The sequence below is a fragment of the Streptomyces viridiviolaceus genome (genome assembly GCF_014650995.1).
Taxonomy (GTDB): Bacteria; Actinomycetota; Actinomycetes; order Streptomycetales; family Streptomycetaceae; genus Streptomyces; species Streptomyces viridiviolaceus.
Map to the genome: position 1 here is coordinate 44,441 of NZ_BMWA01000023.1, position 22,001 is coordinate 66,441.

General features: G+C 71.3%; 19 protein-coding genes, 1 tRNA gene and 1 riboswitch. Of the genes, 16 read left to right on the plus strand and 4 right to left on the minus strand.

Annotated elements, in window-relative coordinates; translation table 11 throughout:
- Nucleotides 1–29: 29 nt before the first annotated feature.
- From pkaE to IE260_RS29445, 12 genes are all read left to right on the plus strand, one after another.
- Nucleotides 30–1,523 carry a serine/threonine protein kinase PkaE gene (pkaE, locus tag IE260_RS29390; RefSeq protein WP_268254948.1) on the plus strand — a complete coding sequence of 498 codons (1,494 nt, stop codon included), beginning with the start codon at nucleotides 30–32 and terminating at the stop codon, nucleotides 1,521–1,523.
- Nucleotides 1,524–1,671: 148 nt separating this feature from the next.
- Nucleotides 1,672–2,319 (plus strand): SurA N-terminal domain-containing protein, encoded by a 648-nt coding sequence (locus tag IE260_RS29395; protein WP_189877304.1) that lies wholly within the window; start codon nucleotides 1,672–1,674, stop codon nucleotides 2,317–2,319.
- Between the two features lie 76 nt (nucleotides 2,320–2,395).
- The gene (locus IE260_RS29400; protein ID WP_189877307.1) at nucleotides 2,396–3,424 is read left to right on the plus strand and encodes a nucleoside triphosphate pyrophosphohydrolase; all 1,029 of its coding nucleotides are present in this window, start codon (nucleotides 2,396–2,398) and stop codon (nucleotides 3,422–3,424) included.
- A gap of 61 nt (nucleotides 3,425–3,485) precedes the next feature.
- A complete protein-coding gene (locus tag IE260_RS29405; protein WP_373303423.1) occupies nucleotides 3,486–4,793 on the plus strand; it encodes a cytochrome P450 family protein in 1,308 nt (435 codons plus the stop codon).
- A 144-nt stretch (nucleotides 4,794–4,937) separates the two neighbouring features.
- Complete coding sequence (locus tag IE260_RS29410) at nucleotides 4,938–5,957, plus strand: LysM peptidoglycan-binding domain-containing protein (protein WP_189877309.1); 1,020 nt, start codon at nucleotides 4,938–4,940, stop codon at nucleotides 5,955–5,957.
- A gap of 182 nt (nucleotides 5,958–6,139) precedes the next feature.
- Nucleotides 6,140–6,306, plus strand: a riboswitch (cyclic di-AMP (ydaO/yuaA leader).
- A 3-nt stretch (nucleotides 6,307–6,309) separates the two neighbouring features.
- Nucleotides 6,310–7,026 carry a transglycosylase family protein gene (locus tag IE260_RS29415; protein ID WP_189877311.1) on the plus strand — a complete coding sequence of 239 codons (717 nt, stop codon included), beginning with the start codon at nucleotides 6,310–6,312 and terminating at the stop codon, nucleotides 7,024–7,026.
- Nucleotides 7,027–7,280: 254 nt separating this feature from the next.
- Nucleotides 7,281–8,561, plus strand: coding sequence for a phosphopyruvate hydratase (gene eno, locus IE260_RS29420; RefSeq protein WP_188181619.1), 1,281 nt, complete (start codon nucleotides 7,281–7,283; stop codon nucleotides 8,559–8,561).
- 118 nt (nucleotides 8,562–8,679) lie between these two features.
- Nucleotides 8,680–9,159, plus strand: a complete 480-nt coding sequence (locus tag IE260_RS29425) for an FtsB family cell division protein (protein ID WP_189877313.1) — start codon at nucleotides 8,680–8,682, stop codon at nucleotides 9,157–9,159.
- A gap of 29 nt (nucleotides 9,160–9,188) precedes the next feature.
- On the plus strand, nucleotides 9,189–9,779 hold the full coding sequence (locus tag IE260_RS29430) for a DUF501 domain-containing protein (RefSeq protein ID WP_229881407.1): 591 nt from the start codon (nucleotides 9,189–9,191) through the stop codon (nucleotides 9,777–9,779).
- A complete protein-coding gene (locus IE260_RS29435; protein ID WP_189877315.1) occupies nucleotides 9,776–10,717 on the plus strand; it encodes a Ppx/GppA phosphatase family protein in 942 nt (313 codons plus the stop codon). Before IE260_RS29430 ends, IE260_RS29435 begins: the two co-directional genes overlap by 4 nt.
- Nucleotides 10,718–11,139: 422 nt before the next feature.
- Nucleotides 11,140–12,522: an NAD(P)/FAD-dependent oxidoreductase gene (locus IE260_RS29440; protein WP_189877317.1), complete on the plus strand. Its 1,383-nt coding sequence runs from the start codon at nucleotides 11,140–11,142 to the stop codon at nucleotides 12,520–12,522.
- Between the two features lie 208 nt (nucleotides 12,523–12,730).
- Nucleotides 12,731–14,032 (plus strand): class I SAM-dependent methyltransferase, encoded by a 1,302-nt coding sequence (locus IE260_RS29445; RefSeq protein WP_189877319.1) that lies wholly within the window; start codon nucleotides 12,731–12,733, stop codon nucleotides 14,030–14,032.
- 64 nt (nucleotides 14,033–14,096) lie between these two features.
- On the opposite strand, the gene IE260_RS29450 is transcribed toward IE260_RS29445, so the two are convergent.
- Together IE260_RS29450 and IE260_RS29455 are read right to left on the minus strand one after the other, a co-directional pair.
- Nucleotides 14,097–16,625 carry an ABC transporter permease gene (locus IE260_RS29450; protein WP_189877321.1) on the minus strand — a complete coding sequence of 843 codons (2,529 nt, stop codon included), beginning with the start codon at nucleotides 16,623–16,625 and terminating at the stop codon, nucleotides 14,097–14,099.
- A 44-nt stretch (nucleotides 16,626–16,669) separates the two neighbouring features.
- The gene (locus IE260_RS29455) at nucleotides 16,670–17,440 is read right to left on the minus strand and encodes an ABC transporter ATP-binding protein (protein WP_189877323.1); all 771 of its coding nucleotides are present in this window, start codon (nucleotides 17,438–17,440) and stop codon (nucleotides 16,670–16,672) included.
- A gap of 407 nt (nucleotides 17,441–17,847) precedes the next feature.
- Between IE260_RS29455 and IE260_RS29460 the strand changes: the two genes are divergently transcribed.
- From IE260_RS29460 to IE260_RS29470, 3 genes are all read left to right on the plus strand, one after another.
- Nucleotides 17,848–17,931: transfer RNA gene (locus tag IE260_RS29460), tRNA-Leu, on the plus strand.
- 184 nt (nucleotides 17,932–18,115) lie between these two features.
- Nucleotides 18,116–19,291, plus strand: coding sequence for a 4-hydroxybenzoate 3-monooxygenase (locus IE260_RS29465; protein ID WP_189877325.1), 1,176 nt, complete (start codon nucleotides 18,116–18,118; stop codon nucleotides 19,289–19,291).
- Nucleotides 19,292–19,443: 152 nt separating this feature from the next.
- Nucleotides 19,444–20,355 carry a Bax inhibitor-1/YccA family protein gene (locus IE260_RS29470; protein WP_189877327.1) on the plus strand — a complete coding sequence of 304 codons (912 nt, stop codon included), beginning with the start codon at nucleotides 19,444–19,446 and terminating at the stop codon, nucleotides 20,353–20,355.
- Between the two features lie 81 nt (nucleotides 20,356–20,436).
- On the opposite strand, the gene IE260_RS29475 is transcribed toward IE260_RS29470, so the two are convergent.
- On the minus strand, nucleotides 20,437–20,667 hold the full coding sequence (locus IE260_RS29475) for a DUF4287 domain-containing protein (RefSeq protein WP_189877329.1): 231 nt from the start codon (nucleotides 20,665–20,667) through the stop codon (nucleotides 20,437–20,439).
- 103 nt (nucleotides 20,668–20,770) lie between these two features.
- Between IE260_RS29475 and IE260_RS29480 the strand changes: the two genes are divergently transcribed.
- Nucleotides 20,771–21,082, plus strand: coding sequence for a hypothetical protein (locus IE260_RS29480; protein ID WP_189877331.1), 312 nt, complete (start codon nucleotides 20,771–20,773; stop codon nucleotides 21,080–21,082).
- A gap of 19 nt (nucleotides 21,083–21,101) precedes the next feature.
- On the opposite strand, the gene IE260_RS29485 is transcribed toward IE260_RS29480, so the two are convergent.
- Complete coding sequence (locus IE260_RS29485) at nucleotides 21,102–21,884, minus strand: hypothetical protein (RefSeq protein WP_189877333.1); 783 nt, start codon at nucleotides 21,882–21,884, stop codon at nucleotides 21,102–21,104.
- Between the last annotated feature and the right edge of the window lie 117 nt (nucleotides 21,885–22,001).

The window sequence follows — 22,001 nt, forward strand, 5'->3', positions numbered from 1 at the left end:
CGGGACGTGTCGTCGCCGGCCGCTACGAGCTGTCCACGCTCATCGGACAGGGCGGCATGGGACAGGTCTGGACGGCGTACGACCAGCGACTCGACCGGCGCGTGGCGGTGAAACTGCTGCGCCCCGACAAGGTGGCCGGCCAGGAGGCCGACGAGCTGCGCCGCCGCTTCGTACGCGAATGCCGGGTCACCGCCCAGGTCGACCACCCCGGCCTGGTGACCGTGCACGACGCGGGCAGCGAGGGCGAGGAGCTCTTCCTCGTCATGCAGTACGTCGACGGCGCCGACCTCTCCGACCACCTCGCCGAACACGACCCGTACCCCTGGCAGTGGGCGGTCGCGGTCGCCGCGCAGCTGTGCGCCGTCCTGAGCGCCGTGCACGCCGTGCCGATCGTCCACCGCGACCTCAAGCCGCGCAACGTGATGGTGAAGCAGGACGGCACGGTCACCGTCCTCGACCTCGGCGTCGCCTCCGTCATGGACGCCGACACCACCCGCCTCACCCACACCGGCACCCCGATAGGCTCGCCCGCCTACATGGCCCCGGAGCAGGCCATGGGCGGCGCGGTCGGCCCGTACACCGACCTGTACGCGCTCGGCGTCCTGCTGCACGAACTGCTCAGCGGCGACGTCCCGTTCGCGGGCTCCACCGCGCTCGGCGTCCTGCACCGGCACCTGTACGAGCCGCCGCTGCCCGTGCGCCGCGTCCGCCCCGAGGTCCCCGAGGCGCTCGAAGCGCTCGTCCTGCGCCTGCTCGCCAAGGACCCGCAGCACCGCCCCGCCTCCGCACAGGAGGTCTACGAGCACCTGGCGCTGCTGCTGCCCGCACGCGGCATGCCCACCGGAGGGCCCCTGGACCCCACCCGCCCCTTCGTGCGCCCGCACGCGCCCTGGCCGGACCGCGCGCGCACCCCGGCGCCCCAGCCGGCCCCGGTCCCGCCCGTCGCGGAGGCCGAGAAGCCGGACGTCGCCCGAGCCGTCGACGAGGTCAAGCGCCTGCTCGGCGAGGGCCGCATCACCCAGGCCGTCGACATCCTCGGCGCGATCCTGCCCACCGCCGCCGAGCAGCACGGCGAGCGCTCCCCGGTCGTGCGCACCCTGCGCAAGCAGTACGCGGCCACCCTCATGGACGACGGCCAGTACCGGCGTGCCCTGCCCGAGCTGCGCCGCCTCGCCGACGAACGCGCCGCAGAGGCCGGCCAGGCGGACCCGCAGTCCCTGCGCCACCGCTACGACGCCGCCCAGTGCCTGGAACAGCTCGGCGAACCGGCGGCGGCCCTCGCCGAGTACCGGGCGCTGCTGCCGTACTACGAGAACCAGTACGTCGCCGCCGGCGACCCGGACCTCGCCCACGACGTCCGCCGCCGCATCGGCCACCTGCTCCTCGCCCTCGGCGACCGCGCAGCCGCCCACGACACGCTGGCCCGGCTGCTGCACGACGTGGAACGCGTCCACGGACCCGGCCACCCCCTCGCGGCCGACATCCGGCGGACGCTGCAATGGCTGGGCCAGGTGCGCGGCTGACGACCGCCGCCCCCGCGGGGACGGCGCGGCGGTGCCCGAAGTCCCGGTGAATCGTTGGTCGAATGGGTTGGCCGGAGCTTGCCCACTGCCTACCATCGATCACCGCAAGACTTTGTGCACCGTCGCACAATCTCCTCGGGAGGTTTCCTTGCACCGCCGCCGTCGCACCGCGCTCCTCCTCACCGCCGCGATCGCCGCCGCGGCACCGCTCCTCACCGCCTGCGGGAACGACGCGCATCCCGGCGCGGCGGCCGTCGTGGGCGGCCAGCGGATCACCGTCGCCCAGCTGGAGAGCCGGGTCGACGAGGTGCGCGAGGCACAGCGGGCCACCGTGCCGGACGAGGCCCAGTACGAGCAGGTCGTCGCCAGGACCGGCAGCCTCGCCCGCGACACCCTGCACGGCATGGTCCTCGACCGGGTGCTGCACCGCGCCGCCCAGGACGCGGGCGTGAGCGTCACCCGCAAGGAGGTCCAGCAGATGCGCACGGGCCTGGAGCAGCAGGCCGGCGGTGCCGAGGAACTGCAGACGGTCTGGCTGCAGCAGTACGGCGTCGCCCCCGAGCGCCTCGACGAGAACCTCCGCCTCCAGCTGGAGGCCCAGAAGCTCGCCGAGCACCTGGGCACCGACACCGGCCGGCCCGCGTTCTGGAAGGCCCTGTCCGAGGCGTCCGAGCAGCTCGACGTCGACCTCAATCCGCGCTACGGCGCCTGGGACGTGCAGAAGAGCAGCCGCGTCGACGCCAGGACGCCGTGGGTGCGTGAGATGACGGCGGCGGGCACGCAGCAGACCGCTTAGACCCGCCCCGCCGGCCCGGCGGCGTAACGGTCCTGCGGCCGCCGGGGCCGCCGGTGCCGTGCGTTACGTTCGAAGCGTGAACGCAACCAGCCCCGACACCGCCCCGGACCCGGGCCGCATCGTCCTGCTCACCACCAGCCACCGCGTCGCGCCCGGCCTGCTGTCCTGGCCCGCCTGGCAGGCGCTGCGCACCGCCGACCGCGTGCTGTGCGCGGACGGGGCGCACCCGCAGCTGCCGTATCTGCGCGAGGCGGGGATCCGGGTCGACGAGGCGGCGCCGACCGCCCAGGAACTGGTCGACGACTGCGCCGGCGGCCGGACGGCGGTGGTCGTGGCGACCGGGGAGGGCGACCCGGCCCTCACCGACGGCCTGGCCCGCCTCGCGGGCTCCGGCCGCGTCCGGATGCCGGACCTGGAGCTGCTGCCCGCCTCCTACGACCTGCCGGGCGCCCGCCTGCTCGACCTCGTCCAGGTGATGGACCGCATCCGCACCGAGTGCCCCTGGTCCTCCCGGCAGACCCACGAGGGCCTGGCGAAGTACGGCATCGAGGAGGCGTACGAGCTCGTCGAGGCCATCGAGGCCGGCGACCGCGAGGAACTCCGCGAGGAACTGGGCGACGTGCTGCTCCAGGTCGTCTTCCACGCCCGCATCGCCGAGGAGCACCCGCAGACGCCCTTCTCCGTCGACGACGTGGCCGGCGGCATCGTCGCCAAGCTCGTCCACCGCCATCCGCACGTCTTCGGCGACGAGACGGCGACCACCCCCGAGGAGGTCAAGGAGCACTGGCTGCGCACCAAGGCCGTCGAGAAGCGGCGCACCTCGGTCACGGAGGGCGTCCCGCTCGGCCAGCCGGGCCTGGCCCTCGCCACCAAGCTCGCCTCCCGTGTACGCACGGCGGGCCTGTCCGTGCCCCTGCCGTCCGGCGAGGGCATCGGCTACGAGCTGCTGGCGATGGCGGCCCGCGCCGAGGCCGAGGGCGTGGACCCGGAGGCGGCCCTGCGGGCGGCGGCCCGGGCGTACCGGGACGCGATCAGGCAGGCGGAGGGCGTCAGCGGCGCCGAGGGCGGTGAGGACGCCGAGGGGGGCGAGGACCCCGAGGTCTGAGTCCGGCGGCGGGGCGGGGAGGGCCCCGGCATCCCGGTCAGCCCCCGGATACGGTCGAGGGGTGACCGACCAGCCCATGCCCCACAGCCCCGCCCCCGAGCTCTTCACCTGGGAGTTCGCGAGCGACCCCTACCCCGCCTACGCCTGGCTGCGCGAGCACGCCCCGGTGCACCGGACACGGCTGCCCAGCGGGGTGGAGGCATGGCTGGTCACGCGGTACGCCGACGCCAGGCAGGCCCTCGCCGACCAGCGGCTCTCGAAGAACCCCGCGCACCACGCGGAGCCCGCCCACGCCAAGGGAAAGACCGGCATTCCGGGCGAGCGCAAGGCCGAGCTGATGACGCATCTGCTCAACATCGACCCACCGGACCACACCAGGCTGCGCCGACTGGTGAGCAAGGCGTTCACGCCCCGGCGCGTCGCCGAGTTCGCGCCCCGCGTGCAGGAACTCGCCGACGGCCTGATCGACCGGTTCGCCGGCGCGGGCTCCGCCGACCTCATCCACGAGTTCGCCTTCCCGCTGCCCATCTACGCCATCTGCGACATGCTCGGTGTTCCCCGCGAGGACCAGGACGACTTCCGGGACTGGGCGGGCATGATGATCCGTCACGGCGGCGGACCACGGGGCGGGGTCGCCCGCTCGGTGAAGAAGATGCGGGGCTACCTCGCCGACCTCATCCACCGCAAGCGCGAGGCGCTGCCCGCGGAACCCGGGCCCGGCGAGGACCTCATCTCCGGCCTGATCCGCGCCTCCGACCACGGCGAGCACCTCACCGAGAACGAGGCCGCGGCCATGGCCTTCATCCTGCTGTTCGCAGGATTCGAGACCACGGTCAACCTGGTGGGCAACGGCACCTACGCCCTCTTGACCCACCCCGAGCAGCGGGCCCGCCTGCAGGCGTCCCTCGCCGCGGGCGAACGCGCCCTGCTGGGGACCGGCGTAGAGGAACTCCTGCGTTTCGACGGCCCGGTGGAGCTGGCCACCTGGCGCTTCGCCACCCGGCCGCTCACCATCGGCGGACAGGACATCGCCCCCGGCGACCCCGTCCTGGTCGTCCTCGCCGCCGCGGACCGGGACCCGGAGCGGTTCGCGGAACCGGACACCCTCGACCTCGCCCGCCGGGACAACCAGCACCTCGGCTACGGCCACGGCATCCACTACTGCCTGGGCGCTCCGCTCGCCCGGCTGGAGGGGCAGACCGCGCTGGCCACGCTGCTCACCCGGCTCCCGGACCTGCGTCTCGCCGTGGACCCGGACGAACTGCGCTGGCGCGGCGGGCTCATCATGCGGGGTCTTCGCACTCTGCCCGTGTCGTTCACACCCGTTGCGCGATCGGCCGACATCGGGACGCCGTCATCGCAGAAGTGACACATGCTCACCTCTGTGATCTTCATGTGATCTGCACGGCATGAACTTGTGACAAGCGATCATCTGCCTATACGTTCACGGATCAGCGCGACCCCTGAGCATCACCCGTCGCGCGAACACCGTTGTCTCGCGAAAGGTTGTCGCATGCTCTCCGGGAACGGTCGCCACCGTCGCCCTCGCCAGGCCCCGGCCCTCGTCGTCGCCGCCGGTGTGACCGGCTCGGCCATCGCGATCCCGCTGCTCGGCGCCACCGGCGCGCACGCGGCCGACGGTGCGAACTGGGACCGGGTCGCCGAGTGCGAGACCGGCGGCGCCTGGAGCCAGAACAGCGGCAACGGCTACTACGGCGGCCTGCAGTTGTCCCAGGAGGACTGGGAGCGGTACGGCGGTCTGGACTACGCGTCCAGCGCCGACCAGGCCAGTCGCGCCCAGCAGATAAGAGTCGCCGAGAAGGTGCTCGCCGACCAGGGCATCGCGGCCTGGCCGACTTGCGGCCTGCTCGCGGGTCTGGGCAACGACTCGGCGTCCACCGGTGCCGGTAACGGTGCGACGGATGACGGGACGTCGGACACGCCCGACTCGCCCGACTCGTCCCTCCCGTCCGATTCGGCGGAGTCGGGTCGATCGGCCGGTTCGGCGGAACCTGCGCCCGAATCATCCCCTTCGTCGCCTTCCGAGTCCTCCTCTGACGCGCCGTCGGACACTGCGGATGAAACGACCAAGTCCGACACGTCCCCTGGATCCGGCGACGCGTCGGCGGGCGGTGGCGCATCGAATCCCGACAGCTCGCCCACGATCCCCCCGAAGGCTGACGACTCGGACAAGTCGGCGCGGGAAGAAAGCGTTTCGGGCTCCACCGGTACCGGGGAGCCCGGCACCGGCCGGCACCGCGGTGACAGTGCGGAAGAGGGCGCGGCGGACGGTCGTACGGCCGAGTCCTCCGGCCGGCACGCCTCGCGCGGCGAGGGCGAACCGCGCGGCGTCGTGGACGGGTCCTACACCGTGCGCACCGGTGACAGCCTCTGGGGCATCGCCGACTCCCTTGACCTCAGCGGCGGATGGCGTGCCCTGTATGCCGGCAACAGGGAGACCGTCGGTGCCGACCCGGACCACATCGTCCCCGGTCAGACACTTGAGGTCGCGGGCGAATCGGGCGAAAAGTAGCGGGAGTTCACGTCATGGTTCGGGCTTAATGTCCGGTATAAAAGCCGTGAGAGATAGGTCTCAGAAGCCCTGATCGTCTTTGAAAATCCGCGGAGCGCGTGTCTACGGTCATGACCGCTCGCCATCGCGAGCCCCGGCTGCCGCAACGCCGAATCCTGCCAGCGGCCGTCCGGGAACAGTCGTCGCGTCAAGCGCCGCAGGCAGGAGCGGGGGACCCAAGGTAAGTGCCGCACCGGGCAGTTGACCGGCCGCGGCTAGGGGTGAAGCCGTGTTCCGCGAGGGACACGGCCGGGCAACTCAACCGGCCCGAACCCGACAGCTCACCTCGCAGGCGTCGGTGAGGGGATCAACCATGCTGTTTTCCGGCAAGGGCAAGCACCGTCGTCCGTCCAAGGCCACCCGCGCCATCGCCGTCGCCGGTGCCACCGGTGTCGCCGTCGCCGCCCCGCTGATGGCGGCCGGCAACGCCTCCGCCGCCACCGCGTCCGAGTGGGACGCCGTCGCCCAGTGCGAGTCCGGCGGCAACTGGTCCATCAACACCGGCAACGGCTACTACGGCGGTCTGCAGTTCTCCGCCTCCACCTGGGCCGCCTACGGCGGTACGCAGTACGCCGCCACCGCCGACCAGGCCACCAAGGCGCAGCAGATCGAGATCGCCGAGAAGGTGCTCGCGGGTCAGGGCAAGGGCGCCTGGCCGGTCTGCGGCACCGGCCTGTCGAACGCCGCGTACAACGGCGGCGGGTCCACCGGGAGCCAGGACAGCGGCTCCTCGCAGACCACGCAGAACTCCCAGAGCCAGAGCGCCGGCTCCGCCGCCGAGCGTTCCACCGAGCAGAAGGCCTCCCGCTCCGCCGAGCGTCCGGCGGCCGAGAAGACCGTCACCACCCCGACCGGCGAGAAGGTCGAGAAGGGCGACGGCGAGTACAAGGTCGTCAAGGGCGACACCCTCAGCTCGATCGCCGAGGAGCACGCCGTCAAGGGCGGCTGGGCGAAGCTGTTCGAGCTCAACAAGGACATCGTCGACGACGCCGACCTGATCTACCCGGGCCAGCAGCTGCACCTGAAGTAAGCAGCGGCCCCCCGGTCGGCCCGCCCCGGTGCGTGTTCCCCCGTACGCACCGGGGCGGGCTTTTCACGTCGGGTTTCCCGAACCGTCTTTGTTCCGTTCGGAAACAATTTACTCTCGGTTCTGTCCATCGGGTGGGTGACCGGCTGGCCGATCGGCCGGAGCCGGTTAGGCTCATCCCGCAGAGCCACGCGGTTCGTCACGTAGAGCCGCCGCGGCCCTGCCGAACCGCGTCACATCCCAAGAAGGAGATGCTCGTGCCGTCCATCGACGTCGTCGTAGCCCGGGAAATCCTGGACTCCCGAGGCAACCCCACGGTCGAGGTCGAGGTCGGCCTCGACGACGGCAGCACGGGTCGTGCCGCCGTCCCGTCCGGCGCCTCCACCGGCGCCTTCGAGGCCATCGAGCTCCGCGACGGCGACCAGAACCGCTACCAGGGCAAGGGCGTCGAGAAGGCCGTCCTGGCCGTCATCGAGCAGATCGGCCCCGAGCTGGTCGGCTACGACGCCACCGAGCAGCGTCTGATCGACCAGGCCATGTTCGACCTGGACGCCACCGACAACAAGGGCTCGCTCGGCGCCAACGCCATCCTCGGCGTCTCCCTCGCCGTCGCCCACGCCGCCTCCGAGGCGAGCGACCTGCCGCTCTTCCGCTACCTGGGCGGCCCGAACGCGCACCTGCTGCCGGTGCCGATGATGAACATCCTGAACGGCGGCTCGCACGCCGACTCCAACGTGGACATCCAGGAGTTCATGATCGCCCCGATCGGCGCGGAGTCCTTCTCCGAGGCGCTGCGCTGGGGTGCCGAGGTCTACCACACGCTGAAGAAGGTCCTGAAGAGCAAGGGCCTGGCCACCGGCCTCGGCGACGAGGGCGGCTTCGCCCCGAACCTCGGCTCCAACCGCGAGGCCCTCGACCTCATCCTCGAGGCCATCAAGGAGGCCGGCTACACCCCCGGCGAGCAGATCGCCCTGGCCCTCGACGTGGCCGCGTCCGAGTTCTACAAGGACGGCTCCTACCTCTTCGAGGGCAAGACCCGCTCGGCCGCCGAGATGACCGAGTACTACGCCGAGCTGGTCGACGCCTACCCGCTGGTCTCCATCGAGGACCCGCTGTTCGAGGACGACTGGGAGGGCTGGAAGACCATCACCGCCAAGCTCGGCGACAAGGTCCAGCTCGTCGGCGACGACCTGTTCGTCACCAACCCCGAGCGCCTCGCCCGCGGCATCGAGGAGGGCGCCGCCAACGCCCTGCTGGTCAAGGTCAACCAGATCGGGTCGCTGACCGAGACCCTGGACGCCGTCGAGCTGGCCCAGCGCAACGGCTTCAAGTGCATGATGTCCCACCGCTCCGGCGAGACCGAGGACGTCACCATCGCCGACCTGGCCGTCGCCACCAACTGCGGCCAGATCAAGACCGGCGCCCCGGCCCGCTCCGAGCGCGTCGCCAAGTACAACCAGCTGCTGCGCATCGAGGAGATCCTCGACGACGCCGCGGTGTACGCCGGCCGTAGCGCCTTCCCGCGCTTCAAGGGCTGACCCGGCCCTCAGAGGCAGCGTCGTACGTACGTCCCCGTACTCGGTCCCGTACCGTGTGCGGGGACGTACGCACGTGTGGCGGCGTACCGACGGACGAAGGCGAACGGGAGGCGGGGACATGGCGGTGAAGGACCGGGACCGTTTCTCCACCGCGACCAGGATCCGGCTGATCGGCGAACAGACCGCGGCCCGGGTCTACCGCTCGCAGACCAAACGCCAGGCCCGCCGCTCCCGGCTGACCGGCCGGGCGGCGCTGCTGGCGATGGTGATCTGCTCGCTCGTCGTGGCCCTCGCCTACCCGATACGGCAGTACGTCGCCCAGCGCGCCGAGATCGCCGACCTGCAGCGGCAGCGGCAGGAGACCCGGGAGCGGGTCGAGCAACTGCGCGACCTCAAGGCACGCTGGCAGGACGACGCCTACGCCGAGCAGCAGATCCGGCTGCGGCTGCACTATGTGATGCCGGGGGAGACGGGGTACATCGTCGTCGACCGGGACGCGGCCGAGCAGTCGCGCACCGACCTCGGCTCCGCCGACCGCCCCTGGTACCGCAACGTCTGGGACGGGGTCGACAAGGCCGACGCCGCCCGCGACCAGTGAACCAACAGAGAGACACACTGAAGACAGTCATGGAAACGCCCGCCCGTCGCCCGACCACCACCCCTCAAGGACAGCGCTCCGCGCTGTCGCTGTTCGATCTGCCGCCCACCCCGCGCACCGAGCCCACCGACGCGGACGTCGAGGCCTTCAAGCAGCAGCTCGGGCGTCCTCCGCGCGGACTGCGCGCCATCGCGCACCGCTGTCCGTGCGGGCAGCCGGACGTCGTGGAGACGGCACCGCGGCTGCCCGACGGCACGCCGTTCCCCACGCTGTACTACCTGACGTGTCCGAAGGCCGCCTCGGCCATCGGCACGCTGGAGGCGAACGGCGTGATGAAGGAGATGACCGAGCGGCTGGCCGCCGACCCCGAGCTGGCCGCCGCCTACCGCGCCGCGCACGAGGACTACATCCGGCGGCGCGACGAGATCGAGGAGCTGACCGGCTTCCCGAGCGCGGGCGGCATGCCGGACCGGGTCAAGTGCCTGCACGTGCTGGTCGCCCACTCGCTGGCGGCCGGGCCGGGCGTCAACCCGCTGGGCGACGAGGCCCTCGCGATGCTGCCCGAGTGGTGGCGCAAGGGGCCGTGCGTGACCGTCACGGACGAGGAGGACGCCAAGTGACCCGTGTCGCCGCCGTCGACTGCGGTACGAACTCCATCCGGCTCCTGGTCGCGGACGCGGACCCGGACTCCAGCGAGCTGGTCGAACTGGACCGGCGCATGACCATCGTGCGGCTCGGACAGGGCGTCGACCGCACCGGGCGGCTGGCGCCCGAGGCGCTGGAGCGGACCTTCGCCGCCTGCCGGGAGTACGCCGAGATCATCAAGGAGCACGGCGCCGAGCGGCTGCGCTTCGTGGCGACCTCCGCGTCCCGGGACGCCGAGAACCGGGACGAGTTCGTGCGCGGGGTGCTCGACATCCTGGGCGTGGAGCCCGAGGTGATCTCCGGCGACCAGGAGGCCGAGTTCTCCTTCACCGGTGCCACCAAGGAGTTCACGGGCAGTGACCACCTGGACAGGCCCTACCTGGTCGTGGACATCGGCGGCGGCTCGACCGAGTTCGTCGTCGGTGACGACCACGTGCGCGCCGCCCGCTCCGTCGACGTCGGCTGCGTCCGGATGACCGAGCGGCACCTGGTGCGGGACGGTGCGGTGACCGATCCGCCCACCGAGGAGCAGATCGCGGCGATGCGGGCCGACATCGAGGCGGCCCTCGACCTGGCCGAGGAGACCGTGCCGCTGCGCGAGGCGCGCACGCTGGTGGGGCTCGCCGGCTCGGTCACGACGGTGTCCGCGATCGCCCAGGAGCTGCCGGAGTACGACTCGGCGGCCATCCACCACTCCCGGGTCTCCCACGACCGGGTCCGCGAGATCGCCGACTGGCTGCTGCACTCCACCCACGCCGAGCGGGCGGCCGTCCCGTCCATGCATCCGGGTCGCGTCGACGTGATCGCGGCCGGGGCCCTCGTGCTGCTGGCGATCATGGAGCGGACCGGTGCGGAGGAGGTCGTCGTGAGCGAGCACGACATCCTCGACGGCATCGCGTGGTCGGTGGCGTAGGCACCCGCTGTCCTCTCGGTCTGAGCAGGTCGGACGACGAATGAGCGCCTTCAGGGGGCCCTGCGGGGCCCCTCGGCGACATTCCGTCGGGAAAGTTCGTGAAGTTCTTCACAAGGAATTGGGTCCGGACGGGCGACGAACCGGGTCCCGTTGACCCTTTTGGGGGTTCAACTGCCCTTTGAACGTGTTCAGGACGCTGCCCTGCGGGGCCCCTGAGGGGCGTCTCCGAAAAGCGGGCCGGGCACCGGCGGCGGCCCGGAGGAGCAGCTCACGCGGCATTGACAACGGGGTGCACTACACGCTGGTTCCCGGTCGGCGCCATGATCTCCGTCACGTGGGCCGCGGATAGTAGCACAGCCCCTGCCCGAGCTTGTGAAGGGGCGCACGAACGACCCCCCTGCGACGGGTGGATACTCGATGGCATGAGCACCACGGAGCGTCCCAGGATCCTCGTAGTAGGCGGTGGGTACGTAGGCCTGTACGCAGCTCGACGCATTCTCAAGAAGATGCGTTACGGAGAGGCGACCGTCACCGTCGTCGACCCCCGGTCGTACATGACCTACCAGCCCTTCCTCCCCGAAACCGCCGCCGGCAACATCTCCCCGCGGCACGTCGTCGTACCCCTGCGACGCGTGCTTCCCAAGGCGGAGGTCCTCACCGGCCGGGTCACCACCATCGACCAGGACCGCAAGGTCGCCACGATCGCCCCGCTGACGGGCGAGGCGTACGAGCTGCCCTTCGACTACCTGGTCATCGCGATGGGCGCGGTCTCCCGCACCTTCCCGATCCCCGGTCTCGCCGAGCAGGGCATCGGCATGAAGGGCATCGAGGAGGCCATCGGCCTGCGCAACCACGTCCTCGAGCAGCTCGACAAGGCCGACTCCACCACCGACGAGGAGATCCGCCGCAAGGCGCTCACCTTCGTCTTCGTCGGCGGCGGCTTCGCCGGCGCGGAGACCATCGGTGAGGTCGAGGACATGGCCCGGGACGCGGCCAAGTACTACAACAACGTGTCCCGCGAGGACATGCGCTTCATCCTCGTCGACGCCGCCGACAAGATCCTCCCCGAGGTCGGCCCCAAGCTCGGCAAGTACGGCAAGGAGCACCTCGAGGGCCGCGGTGTCGAGGTATACCTGTCGACCTCCATGGACTCCTGCGTCGACGGCCACGTGGTGCTGAAGAACGGCCTCGAGGTCGACTCCAACACCATCGTGTGGACGGCGGGCGTCAAGCCCAACCCGGCGCTGTCCCGCTTCGGTCTGCCGCTCGGTCCGCGCGGTCACGTCGACTGCGCCGCCACCCTCCAGGTCCAGGGCACGGACTACATCTGGGCCGCGGGCGACAACGCCCAGGTGCCGGACCTCGTCAGCCGCAAGGCGGGCAACGAGAACGCCTGGTGCCCGCCGAACGCCCAGCACGCGCTGCGTCAGGCCAAGGTCCTCGGCGACAACGTGGTCTCCGGCATGCGGGGCTTCCCGCAGAAGGAGTACAGCCACGCCAACAAGGGCGCGGTCGCGGGCCTCGGCCTGCACAAGGGCGTCGCGATGATCGTCATGGGCAAGATGAAGATCAAGCTCAAGGGACGTCTCGCCTGGTACATGCACCGCGGCTACCACGGGCTGGCGATGCCGACCTGGAACCGGAAGATCCGTGTCCTCGCGGACTGGACGCTCGGCATGTTCCTCAAGCGCGAGGTCGTCTCGCTCGGCGCGATCGAGTCGCCGCGCGAGGAGTTCTACGAGGCCGCGAAGCCGGCGCCCGTCGCCGCCGCGCCGAAGACCGAGGAGAAGGCGAAGGCCTCCTGACCCCCGGTCGTCCGTAGCACCCCAGAAGGGGCCGTCCGCCATCCGTGGTGCGGACGGCCCCTTCCGCGTTGCGCCGACAGGGCGACCCAATGTGTGGTGTGTACAAGCATTTTGCTCAGTCGTAACGCGTGCCGGGGACTGTGCCGGGGGCCCGCGAGTGTTTACGTGGTGATGGACATTCCGGGATCGCTCGTCACGGAGGTACGCCATGGCTGATGCCGCGCTGCGGCTGCAGGGCCTCTTCGAACAGTTGCTGGGAGCGCCGCTGCCGGTGCGCATCCGCGCCTGGGACGGTTCGCAGGCGGGGCCGCCGGGCGCGCCGACCCTCGTCGTACGCCATCGCCGGGCCCTGCGCCGCCTGCTGTTCAAGCCGGGCGAACTGGGCCTGGCCCGCGCCTGGGTGGCCGGCGACCTGGACGTCGAGGGCGACCTCTACACCGCCCTCGACCTGCTCGCCGGGCTCATCTGGGAGCGCGGCGAGGACGCCCGCACCCTCACCGAGGCCCTGCGCGACCCCGAGGTCCGGGCCGCCGTACGGGGTCTGGTGAAGCTGGCCGGCTGGCCGCTGCCGCCCGCCCCGCCCCGCGAGGAGGTCCGCCGGGCCCGCGGCCATCTGCACACCAAGCGCAGCGACAGGCGGGCCATCAGCCACCACTACGACGTCGGCAACGACTTCTACGAACTGGTCCTCGGCCCCTCCATGGTGTACTCCTGCGCCTACTGGACGGCCCCCGAGTCCGAGGGCGGCACCCTGGAGGCCGCCCAGCGCGACAAGCTCGAACTCGTCAGCCGCAAGCTCGACCTGAGGCCCGGTCAGCGGCTGCTCGACGTCGGCTGCGGCTGGGGCTCCATGGCGATCCACGCGGCCCGCGAGCACGGCGTGAGCGTCGTGGGCGTCACGCTCTCCCAGGAGCAGGCCGCCTACGCCCGCAAGCGCGTCGCGGACGAGGGGCTGACCGACCGGGTGGAGATCCGGGTCCAGGACTACCGGGACGTCGCCGACGGGCCGTACGACGCCGTCTCCTCCATCGGCATGGCCGAACACGTGGGCGCCGAACGCTACCTGGAGTACGCCGGCGACCTCTTCAAGCTCCTCAAGCCCGGCGGACGGCTGCTCAACCACCAGATCGCCCGCCGCCCCCAGCGGGACGAGTCCGCCTACAGCGTGGACGAGTTCATCGACTCCTACGTCTTCCCCGACGGGGAGCTCGCCCCCATCGGCACCACCGTCACCCAACTGGAGCGCGCCGGGTTCGAGGTGCGCGACGTGGAGTCGATCCGCGAGCACTACGCGCTCACCCTGCGCCGCTGGGTCGCCAACCTGGAGTCCGGCTGGGCCCGCGCCGTCCAGCTCACCAGCCCGGGCCGCGCCCGCGTCTGGCGCCTGTACATGGCGGCCTCCGCGCTCTCCTTCGAACGCAACCGCATCGGCGTCAACCAGGTCCTCGCCGTGAAGACCCCCGACCGGGGCGAGTCGGGCATGCCGCTGCGCGCCCGCACCTGGAACTGACCTCCGCACCGCACGCGAAAGGGCCCCGCTCCCTCCCGGGAACGGGGCCCTTCCTCGCGTACCGCTACTCCGACTTGATCGCCTGCAGCATGTTCAGCCGCCCCGCCCGCCGGGCCGGCCACAGCGCCGCGAGGACGCCCACCACCGCGGCCAGCAGCAGGAACACGGCCATCCGGACCCAGGGCAGGACCAGCTCGTACGTCGGCATCGTCGAGCCCAGCAGCTGTCCGGCCGCCCAGCCGAAGAACACGCCGAGTCCGATGCCCAGCACGCCGCCGAACAGCGAGATGACGAGGGACTCCAGGCGGACCATGCGCTTGATGCCCCGGCGGTCCAGGCCGATCGCCCGCAGCATGCCGATCTCCTGGGAGCGTTCGAAGACCGACATCGCCAGGGTGTTGACGACCCCGAGGACCGCCACGATGACCGCCATGGCCAGCAGGCCGTAGAGCATGTTCAGCATCAGCGTGAACATCTGCGCGATCTCGTTGGAGATGTCCTTCTTGTCCTGGACCTTGATCGCCGGGTTGGAGCCGAGGGCCTTCTCCAGCCCGTCCTTGACGGCACCGGAGGCCCCGTCGGACGTCTTCACCATCACCTGCATGTCGACCGGGTCGGACTGGTGCGGGGCGAGGTTCGCCGTGTCGAGCATGATGCCGCGGATCATGTCGTTGCCCTCGTAGACCCCGGCCACCGTGAGCCGCTGCTTCTCGCCGTCCTCGTAGGCGACGGTGAAGTCCGATCCCGCCTTCCAGCCGTGGCTCTCGGCGGTGTCGCCGTCCACGACGACCTTCGTGCCGCCGACCGTGAAGGACCCCTCCTCGACCCGCAGGTCGGTCAGCTCACCGATCGTGGAGCCGGTGACGCCGGTGAGGTACTCCGTCTCGCCGTCGATGCGCGAGGCCGCGTTGCGCAGGGGGCTGGTGGCGGTGACGCCGTCGGCCTTGCGCAGCTTCTCACCGACGTCCGGCGAGAGCGCGTTGCCGTTCGCCATGGAGACCACGTAGTCGGCCTCGATCGCCGCCGACGCCATCTTGTCGATCGACTTCTGCAGACTGCCCGCCATCACCGTCATGCCGGTGATCAGGGTGAGGCCGATCATCAGCGCGGAGGCGGTGGCGGCCGTACGGCGCGGGTTGCGCACGGAGTTCTGCCGGGCCAGCTTCCCCGAGACGCCGAACAGGCGCAGCACCGGTGCCGCCGCGGCGATCAGCGGGCGGGACAGCAGCGGCGTCAGGATGAACACGCCGATGATCAGCAGCACCGCGCCGAGCCCCATCGGGGCCTGCCCGTCCGAGCCGCTCATCGTCGTCGCCGCGAGGACCACCGCGATGCCGGCGGCCGAGAACAGGGCGCCGAGCGTGTTGCGCAGCACCAGCGACTTGGCCGTGGCCTTGGCGTGCAGGCTGCTCATCGCCGCCACCGGCGGGATCTTCGCCGCCCGGCGGCCCGGCAGCCACGCCGCCAGCATGGTGACCAGCACGCCGACCGCGAGGGCCGTGACGATGGTGCCCGGGCTGACGACCAGCGGCCCGTCGGGCACGGTCGCGTCCAGGGCGCCCATCAGGGAGCGCAGCCCGGCCCCGATGCCGATGCCGGCGACCAGACCGACCACGGCGGCGACCGCGCCGACCACGAACGCCTCGATCAGCACCGACCGGGTGACCTGCCGGCGGGAGGCGCCGACCGCGCGCAGCAGCGCCAGTTCCCTGGTGCGCTGGGCGACCAGCATCGTGAAGGTGTTGGCGATGATGAACGTGCCGACGAACAGCGCGATGCCGGCGAAGACCAGCAGGGCCTGCTTCATGCTGCTCATCGACGAGGCGATCGTCTCCGCCTGGTCGTCGGCGAGCTTCTCGCCCGTGGTGGTCTCGGTGACGCCCTTCGGCAGCGCCTCGTCCAGCTCGGCCTCGAGCGCGGCCTGCGTGACGCCCGCCTTCGCCCGCACGTCGATCTCGTCGTACGTGCCCGGCTTGCCGAACAGCTTCTGCGCGGTCTCCGTGTCGAACAGGGCGAGGCTGCCGCCGGCGGCGACGGTGCCGTCGTCGGTGGTGAAGATGCCGGTGACCGTCGGCTTCAGGACGGGCCCGTCGACCGACATCCGCACGGTGTCACCGACCCGGTAGCCGGCCCGCTCGGCGGTCCTGGAGTCGATGAGGATCTCGCCCTCGCCCTTCGGGGCGTGGCCCTCGACCAGCGGGTACCGGGGGTCCTCGGTCCCCCAGTAGTTGCCGCCCCGCGTGCTGAAGCCGTCGCCGATCAGCTTGCCGTCCTGGTCGGCGATCGCGGTGAAGCCGCTGACGACCCCGATCGCGGAGGCCGCGCCGGGGACCTGCGCGCTCCGGTCGAGCACGGCCTCGGTCAGTTCGGGCACCTTGCCGATCCTGTCGCCCTCGGCGTCCTGGTACTTCGCCGTCACGGCGACGTCCACGTGGTCGAAGCCCTTGGCCGAGCTCTTCTGCAGCGCGTCGGAGATGGTGTTGGTGAAGACCAGGGTGCCGGACACGAACGCCACGCCGAGCATCACGGCGAGCACGGTCATCAACAGCCTGGCCTTGTGCGCGAATACGTTGCGCAAGGCGGTACGGAACATGGGTCTTCTCTGTCCGGAGGTACGTGCGGAAGGGCGGGCGGGCGTCAGCTGGTGCGGCCCTTGGCGTCGAACCGCTTCATGCGGTCCAGCACCGAGTCGGCCGTCGGCCCGTACACCTCGTCGACGATCCGCCCGTCCGCCAGGAAGACCACCCGGTCCGCGTACGCGGCGGCCACCGGGTCGTGGGTCACCATCACCACCGTCTGCCCCAGCTCCCGCACCGAGTTGCGCAGGAAGCCCAGCACCTCGGCGCCGGAGCGCGAGTCGAGGTTTCCGGTCGGCTCGTCACCGAAGACGATCTCCGGCCGGGAGGCCAGCGCCCGGGCCACGGCCACGCGCTGCTGCTGGCCGCCGGAGAGCTGGGAGGGCCGGTGGCCGAGGCGGCCGGAGAGGCCGACCATCTGGATCACGGAGTCCAGCCACTGCTTGTCCGGCTTGCGGCCCGCGATGTCCATCGGAAGGGTGATGTTCTCCAGGGCCGTCAGGGTCGGCAGCAGGTTGAACGCCTGGAAGATGAAGCCGATCTTGTCCCGGCGCAGCTTGGTCAGCTGCTTGTCCTTCAGCGAGCCCAGTTCGGTGTCGCCGATCCGCACCGAACCCGAGGAGAAGGTGTCCAGGCCGGCCACGCAGTGCATCAGCGTGGACTTGCCGGAGCCGGACGGGCCCATGATCGCGGTGAACTCGGCCCTCGGGAAGTCGACGGAGACCCGGTCCAGCGCGACCACCTGGGTCTCGCCCTGGCCGTAGATCTTCGAAAGCTCCGTGGCGCGTGCGGCCACGGTGGTGGACCGGTCGGCGATGGGTGCGGTGGTCACGGGAAAGGCGCTCCTGTCGGGACGGCGGTGTGTTCGGGGACGTCATCCATCGTCCCGGCCGCGGGCCGCCGTGTAGTCAGCCGCTGCTCCGGTTCCGGGGGGCGACTTCGGTCGCACGGCACGGGTCCGTGTCATACCTGGGGAGGACGGGCGACCCTGAGCCGCCGGGGCGTCACCGACCGCTGCGGGAGCGGGCGGGGCGTCCTTGCCGAGACGGTGAAATTCCGTCATTCCGCGTGCGCGGCCCCCCTGCCGCGCGCAAGGCTGTTGGCAAGTGCGGACGGCGCGGTCGCGTGGCTGATGCACCCTCAGACATCAATAAAATAAGACAACATCGGTTCGCCCTCCCGCTGTTCGCAGGACGCGTCCCGATAGGCTCGGGGCACTCGACGCGGAGCCCAAGGCCTGCCCGGATGGTGGAATGCAGACACGGCGAGCTTAAACCTCGCTGCCCCTTCGCGGGCGTGCCGGTTCAAGTCCGGCTCCGGGCACTTCCCACGCCGTCGTTCCGGCACCACCCCTCCTCGAACTACTTCGCCGCAGACCGTTGACAGCGGCGTGTACGCGGTCGGAAACTCACGTCAGCAGTTGGTGAAGGAAATTTCACCATGCGAACAAGCGCACATCGCGCGACCAGCCCGCAGCGGCAACGACGCCAATCGAAGGGAACGACCGATGCGCACCACCGTCGGCATCATCGGGGCCGGCCCCGCCGGACTCCTCCTCGCCCGGCTGCTCCACAACGCCGGGATCGACTCGGTCGTCCTGGAGAGCCGGGACCGCGCCTACGTCGAGCGCCGGCAGCGCGCGGGAATCCTGGAGCAGGGCACCGTGGACGTGCTGCGCGCCGCCGGGGCCGGGGAGCGGATGGACCGCGAGGGGCTGCGGCACGACGGGATCGAACTGCGGTTCGACAGGCGCCGCCACCGCGTAGACTTCCCCGCGCTCACCGGCGGCAAGTCCGTGATGGTCTACGCCCAGACCGAGGTCTGCAAGGACCTCATCGCCCTGCAGCTCAAGGAGGGCGGCCCGCTGCTGTTCGAGGCGGAGGCGCTGGCCGTCGAGGGCGCCGACACCGACCACCCGCGCGTCCGCTTCCGGCACGAGGGCGCCGAGGACGTCCTGGAGTGCGACTACGTCGTCGGCTGCGACGGCTTCTGGGGCGTGGCCCGGCAGGCGATCCCGGCCGGACTGAGCCGCACGTTCGAACGGACGTACCCCTTCGGCTGGCTCGGCATCCTCGCCGACGTCGCCCCTTCGCACGACGAGCTGGTCTACGCCCGCCACGACCGCGGCTTTGCCCTGCTGTCCATGCGCTCCCCGTCCGTCTCCCGCCTCTACCTCCAGGTCCCCGCGGACACGGACGCCGAGTCGTGGAGCGACGAGGAGATCTGGGCCGAGCTGGAGCGCCGCTTCGAGACCGCCGACGACTGGACGCTCCGGCGCGGTCCGATCACCCAGAAGTCCGTCACGCCGATGCGCTCCTACGTCCACGAGCCCATGCGTCACGGCCGCCTCTTCCTGGCCGGCGACGCCGCGCACATCGTGCCGCCCACCGGCGCCAAGGGCCTGAACCTCGCCGTGGGGGACGTCGTCACCTTCGCGCGGGCGCTGACGCACCGCGAGGAGACCGGCTCCGACGGACTCCTCGACGCCTACTCCGCGACCTGTCTGCGCCGCGTCTGGCAGGCCGAGCGGTTCTCCTACGACATGACGACCATGCTGCACCGCGCCCCCGACGCCACCCCGTTCGACGACCGCATCCAGCTCGCCCGGCTGGACCGCCTCGCCTCCTCCCGCGCCGCCGAGACCGACCTCGCCGAGGGCTACACGGGCTTCCCCGTCGGGTGAAGGCCCTGCCCGCCAGTGAGGGGAATCACGGGCCCGCGTAGCGTGTTCCGCAGCAGTAGCAGGGAAAGATCCTCCCCAAGCAGTAGGGTCAATCCTTTGCCGTTCTATTACTCTTGAGCCAAGGCTGCGCAGTGTGGCCATGGAGGAGTGAAATGAGGAGCAGAAACCCGGTCTTCTCGCGACGGGGGTTCAGCCGCGACAACGGCTACGCGGGCTTCAACGCCGCGCCGCAGGCCGGGGGTCCCGCCGTCGCCACCCAGGGCAATCCGTACGCGCAGGGCAACCCGTACGCCCAGCCGGCCGGCAACCCCTACGCGCAGAACCCGTACGCCCAGCAGGACCTGCAGTACGGCGCGCCGCCGCAGGCGCCGGCCACCACCGGCCGGATGACGATGGACGACGTCGTCATGCGGACGGCGAGCACGCTCGGCGTGCTCGTCGTCGCGGCCGCGCTCGCCTGGGCCCTGCTGCCCGTCGACGACGCCAACATCAGCCGTTCCTACGGCATCGGCATCGGCGCCGCGCTGATCGGCATGGTCCTGGCGCTCGTCCAGTCCTTCAAGCGCAAGGCGTCGCCGGCGCTGATCCTTCTCTACGCGGCGTTCGAGGGTGTCTTCCTCGGCGTCGTCTCCAGCGTCGTCGACAACCGCATCGCCGACGGCGCGGCCATGCAGGCAGTGATCGGCACGATGGCGGTCTTCGCCGGCGTGCTCATCGCGTACAAGGCGGGCTGGATCCGCGTCAACCGCCGCTTCTACGGCTTCGTGATGGCGGCGGCGCTCGGCTTCGTGTTCCTGATGATGGTGAACCTGCTGTTCGCCGTCTTCGGCGGCGGTGACGGCCTCGGCTTCCGCAGCGGCGCGCTCGGCGTCGTCTTCGGCATCGTCGGCATCATCCTCGGTGCCTGCTTCCTCGCCCTGGACTTCAAGCAGGTCGAGGACGGCCTCGCCTACGGCGCCCCGCGCGAGGAGGCCTGGCTCGCGGCCTTCGGCCTCACGCTGACGCTGGTGTGGATCTACCTGGAGTTCCTGCGGCTCATCTCGATCCTCAACAGCAACGACTAGCACGCGATACCCCGACGCGGGTATGCGAAGGGCCCCGGGCGCAAGCCCGGGGCCCTTCGTCGTCGTTGCGGCAGGGCACGCCTACAGCAGCTTGCGTGCGGCCCTCCTCAGGTCGTACTCGTGGACGATCGCCTTCGCGTGGCCGTACGCGAGGTCGTATTCGTGGCGGAGCCAGCTGACCTTCTCCTCGAAGCGGGCGAGGGCCGGGCCGTCCTCGACGGTGCGCAGCCAGTCGGAGATCTCACGACCGGTGCAGTGGGGGATGCGGGCGAGCATGTTGCGGTGGGTCTCCTCGGAGAGGACATGGGACATCGGCGCCTCCGGACGAATGGGGATGTAAGCCGGTCCTTCAGGTCACCGTGCCTGAGCGTTCGCCCGTTGGCAACAGTCCGGGAACGGCGCGTACGCTCGCGCCGTGGTTGATACGACGCCTCTGACCCGTGCCGTGGACGACTTCGCCGACCGGTTGAGGGCCGCTCCGCAGAGCCGGCTGCAACGCGGGGCCGCCGCCGAGGCACTGGGGCTGGCCAGGGAGTTGGCCCGCCGCGCCCAGCTCGTCGAGGAGCCGGGCGCGGAGCCCCGCGAGATGCCGGACGCCGGGATGTTCGCGGCCGCCGACCAGATCACCGTGGCCGCGCACGATCTGGCCCTCGTCCTCGAGGACGAGGGCCAGGTGGAGGAGGCGGCGGCGCTGGTGGAGGAGGCGCGCCGGCGGGCCGGCGTGTGACGCGGGGCCCGGACCGCGACTACAGGGACGCGATGACCCGGTCCGCCAGGATGTACACGTTCTCCTCGCCGCAGGCGAAGGTCAGCGTGTAGGCGCCGGAGATCCCGGAACCGCCCAGGAGGTACGGCGTCTCGCCCGCGTGCAGGGCGGCGGCCAGGCGCTCCGCGGTCTCGCGGTGGCCCGGGGTCATGCACAAGGTGGTGCCGTCGGCGAAGACGTACACGTCGAGCGTGCCGAGCGGGCCCGGGCGGACGTCCGCCAGCGCGACTCCGGTGGTGGACAGCTCCTCCAGGGTGGCGACGGTGCGCTCGTGGTCGTTCACGGCCGGCGACGGGTTGGGGACGAAGTCCGGGTGCGAGGGGTGACGGCGGCGGGCCGCGGCCAGCTCGGCGGACTCCCCGGCCTGCTCCTCGCCGTCCGCGCCCGGTTCGGTCACCGGCTCCAGGCCGGCGAAATCGGCCTGCCGGGGCAGGAACAGCTCGCTGTCGGGCAGGCCCAGCAGCAGGGGCGCGTCGGAGGCGTCACGGGCCTCCTGGGCGGCCCAGAAGGCCCGCGCCTCCGCGAGCTCCCGCTCCCGCTCCTCGGCGAGCGCCTCGGCGACGGCGGCGCGTATCTCCTCGGCGTCCGCGGTGCTGCGGGCGGCGGGAACGCGGCCCCGCGTGGCGGCGGCACGGCTCTCGGCCAGCTCGGTGCGCAGTGCGGTCACCTGGCGGCGCAGCGTCATGACGCTGCGCAGGACGGCGACCCCCACGGCGCCCGTGGCGGCCGTGGTGAGCAGCAGGGCGATCGGCATGGCGCTCACTGACGTACTCCCGGTTCAAAGTCGACCCCCGACTTCCTACATCAGCTTGAAGGGCGGACTAACCCCCTGTCAGTGCGTAACGTCACGAAACGGACAGGACCTTGGGCCCGGAAGGTG

Coding starts and splice junctions, on each gene's coding strand:
- IE260_RS29410 (WP_189877309.1), top strand. CDS start 4,938: ATGCTCTCCGGGAACGGTCGCCACCGTCGCCCTCGCCAGGCCCCGGCC.
- IE260_RS29415 (WP_189877311.1), top strand. CDS start 6,310: ATGCTGTTTTCCGGCAAGGGCAAGCACCGTCGTCCGTCCAAGGCCACC.
- IE260_RS29425 (WP_189877313.1), top strand. CDS start 8,680: ATGGCGGTGAAGGACCGGGACCGTTTCTCCACCGCGACCAGGATCCGG.
- IE260_RS29430 (WP_229881407.1), top strand. CDS start 9,189: ATGGAAACGCCCGCCCGTCGCCCGACCACCACCCCTCAAGGACAGCGC.
- IE260_RS29440 (WP_189877317.1), top strand. CDS start 11,140: ATGAGCACCACGGAGCGTCCCAGGATCCTCGTAGTAGGCGGTGGGTAC.
- IE260_RS29445 (WP_189877319.1), top strand. CDS start 12,731: ATGGCTGATGCCGCGCTGCGGCTGCAGGGCCTCTTCGAACAGTTGCTG.
- IE260_RS29450 (WP_189877321.1), bottom strand. CDS start 16,625: ATGTTCCGTACCGCCTTGCGCAACGTATTCGCGCACAAGGCCAGGCTG.
- IE260_RS29465 (WP_189877325.1), top strand. CDS start 18,116: ATGCGCACCACCGTCGGCATCATCGGGGCCGGCCCCGCCGGACTCCTC.
- IE260_RS29470 (WP_189877327.1), top strand. CDS start 19,444: ATGAGGAGCAGAAACCCGGTCTTCTCGCGACGGGGGTTCAGCCGCGAC.
- IE260_RS29475 (WP_189877329.1), bottom strand. CDS start 20,667: ATGTCCCATGTCCTCTCCGAGGAGACCCACCGCAACATGCTCGCCCGC.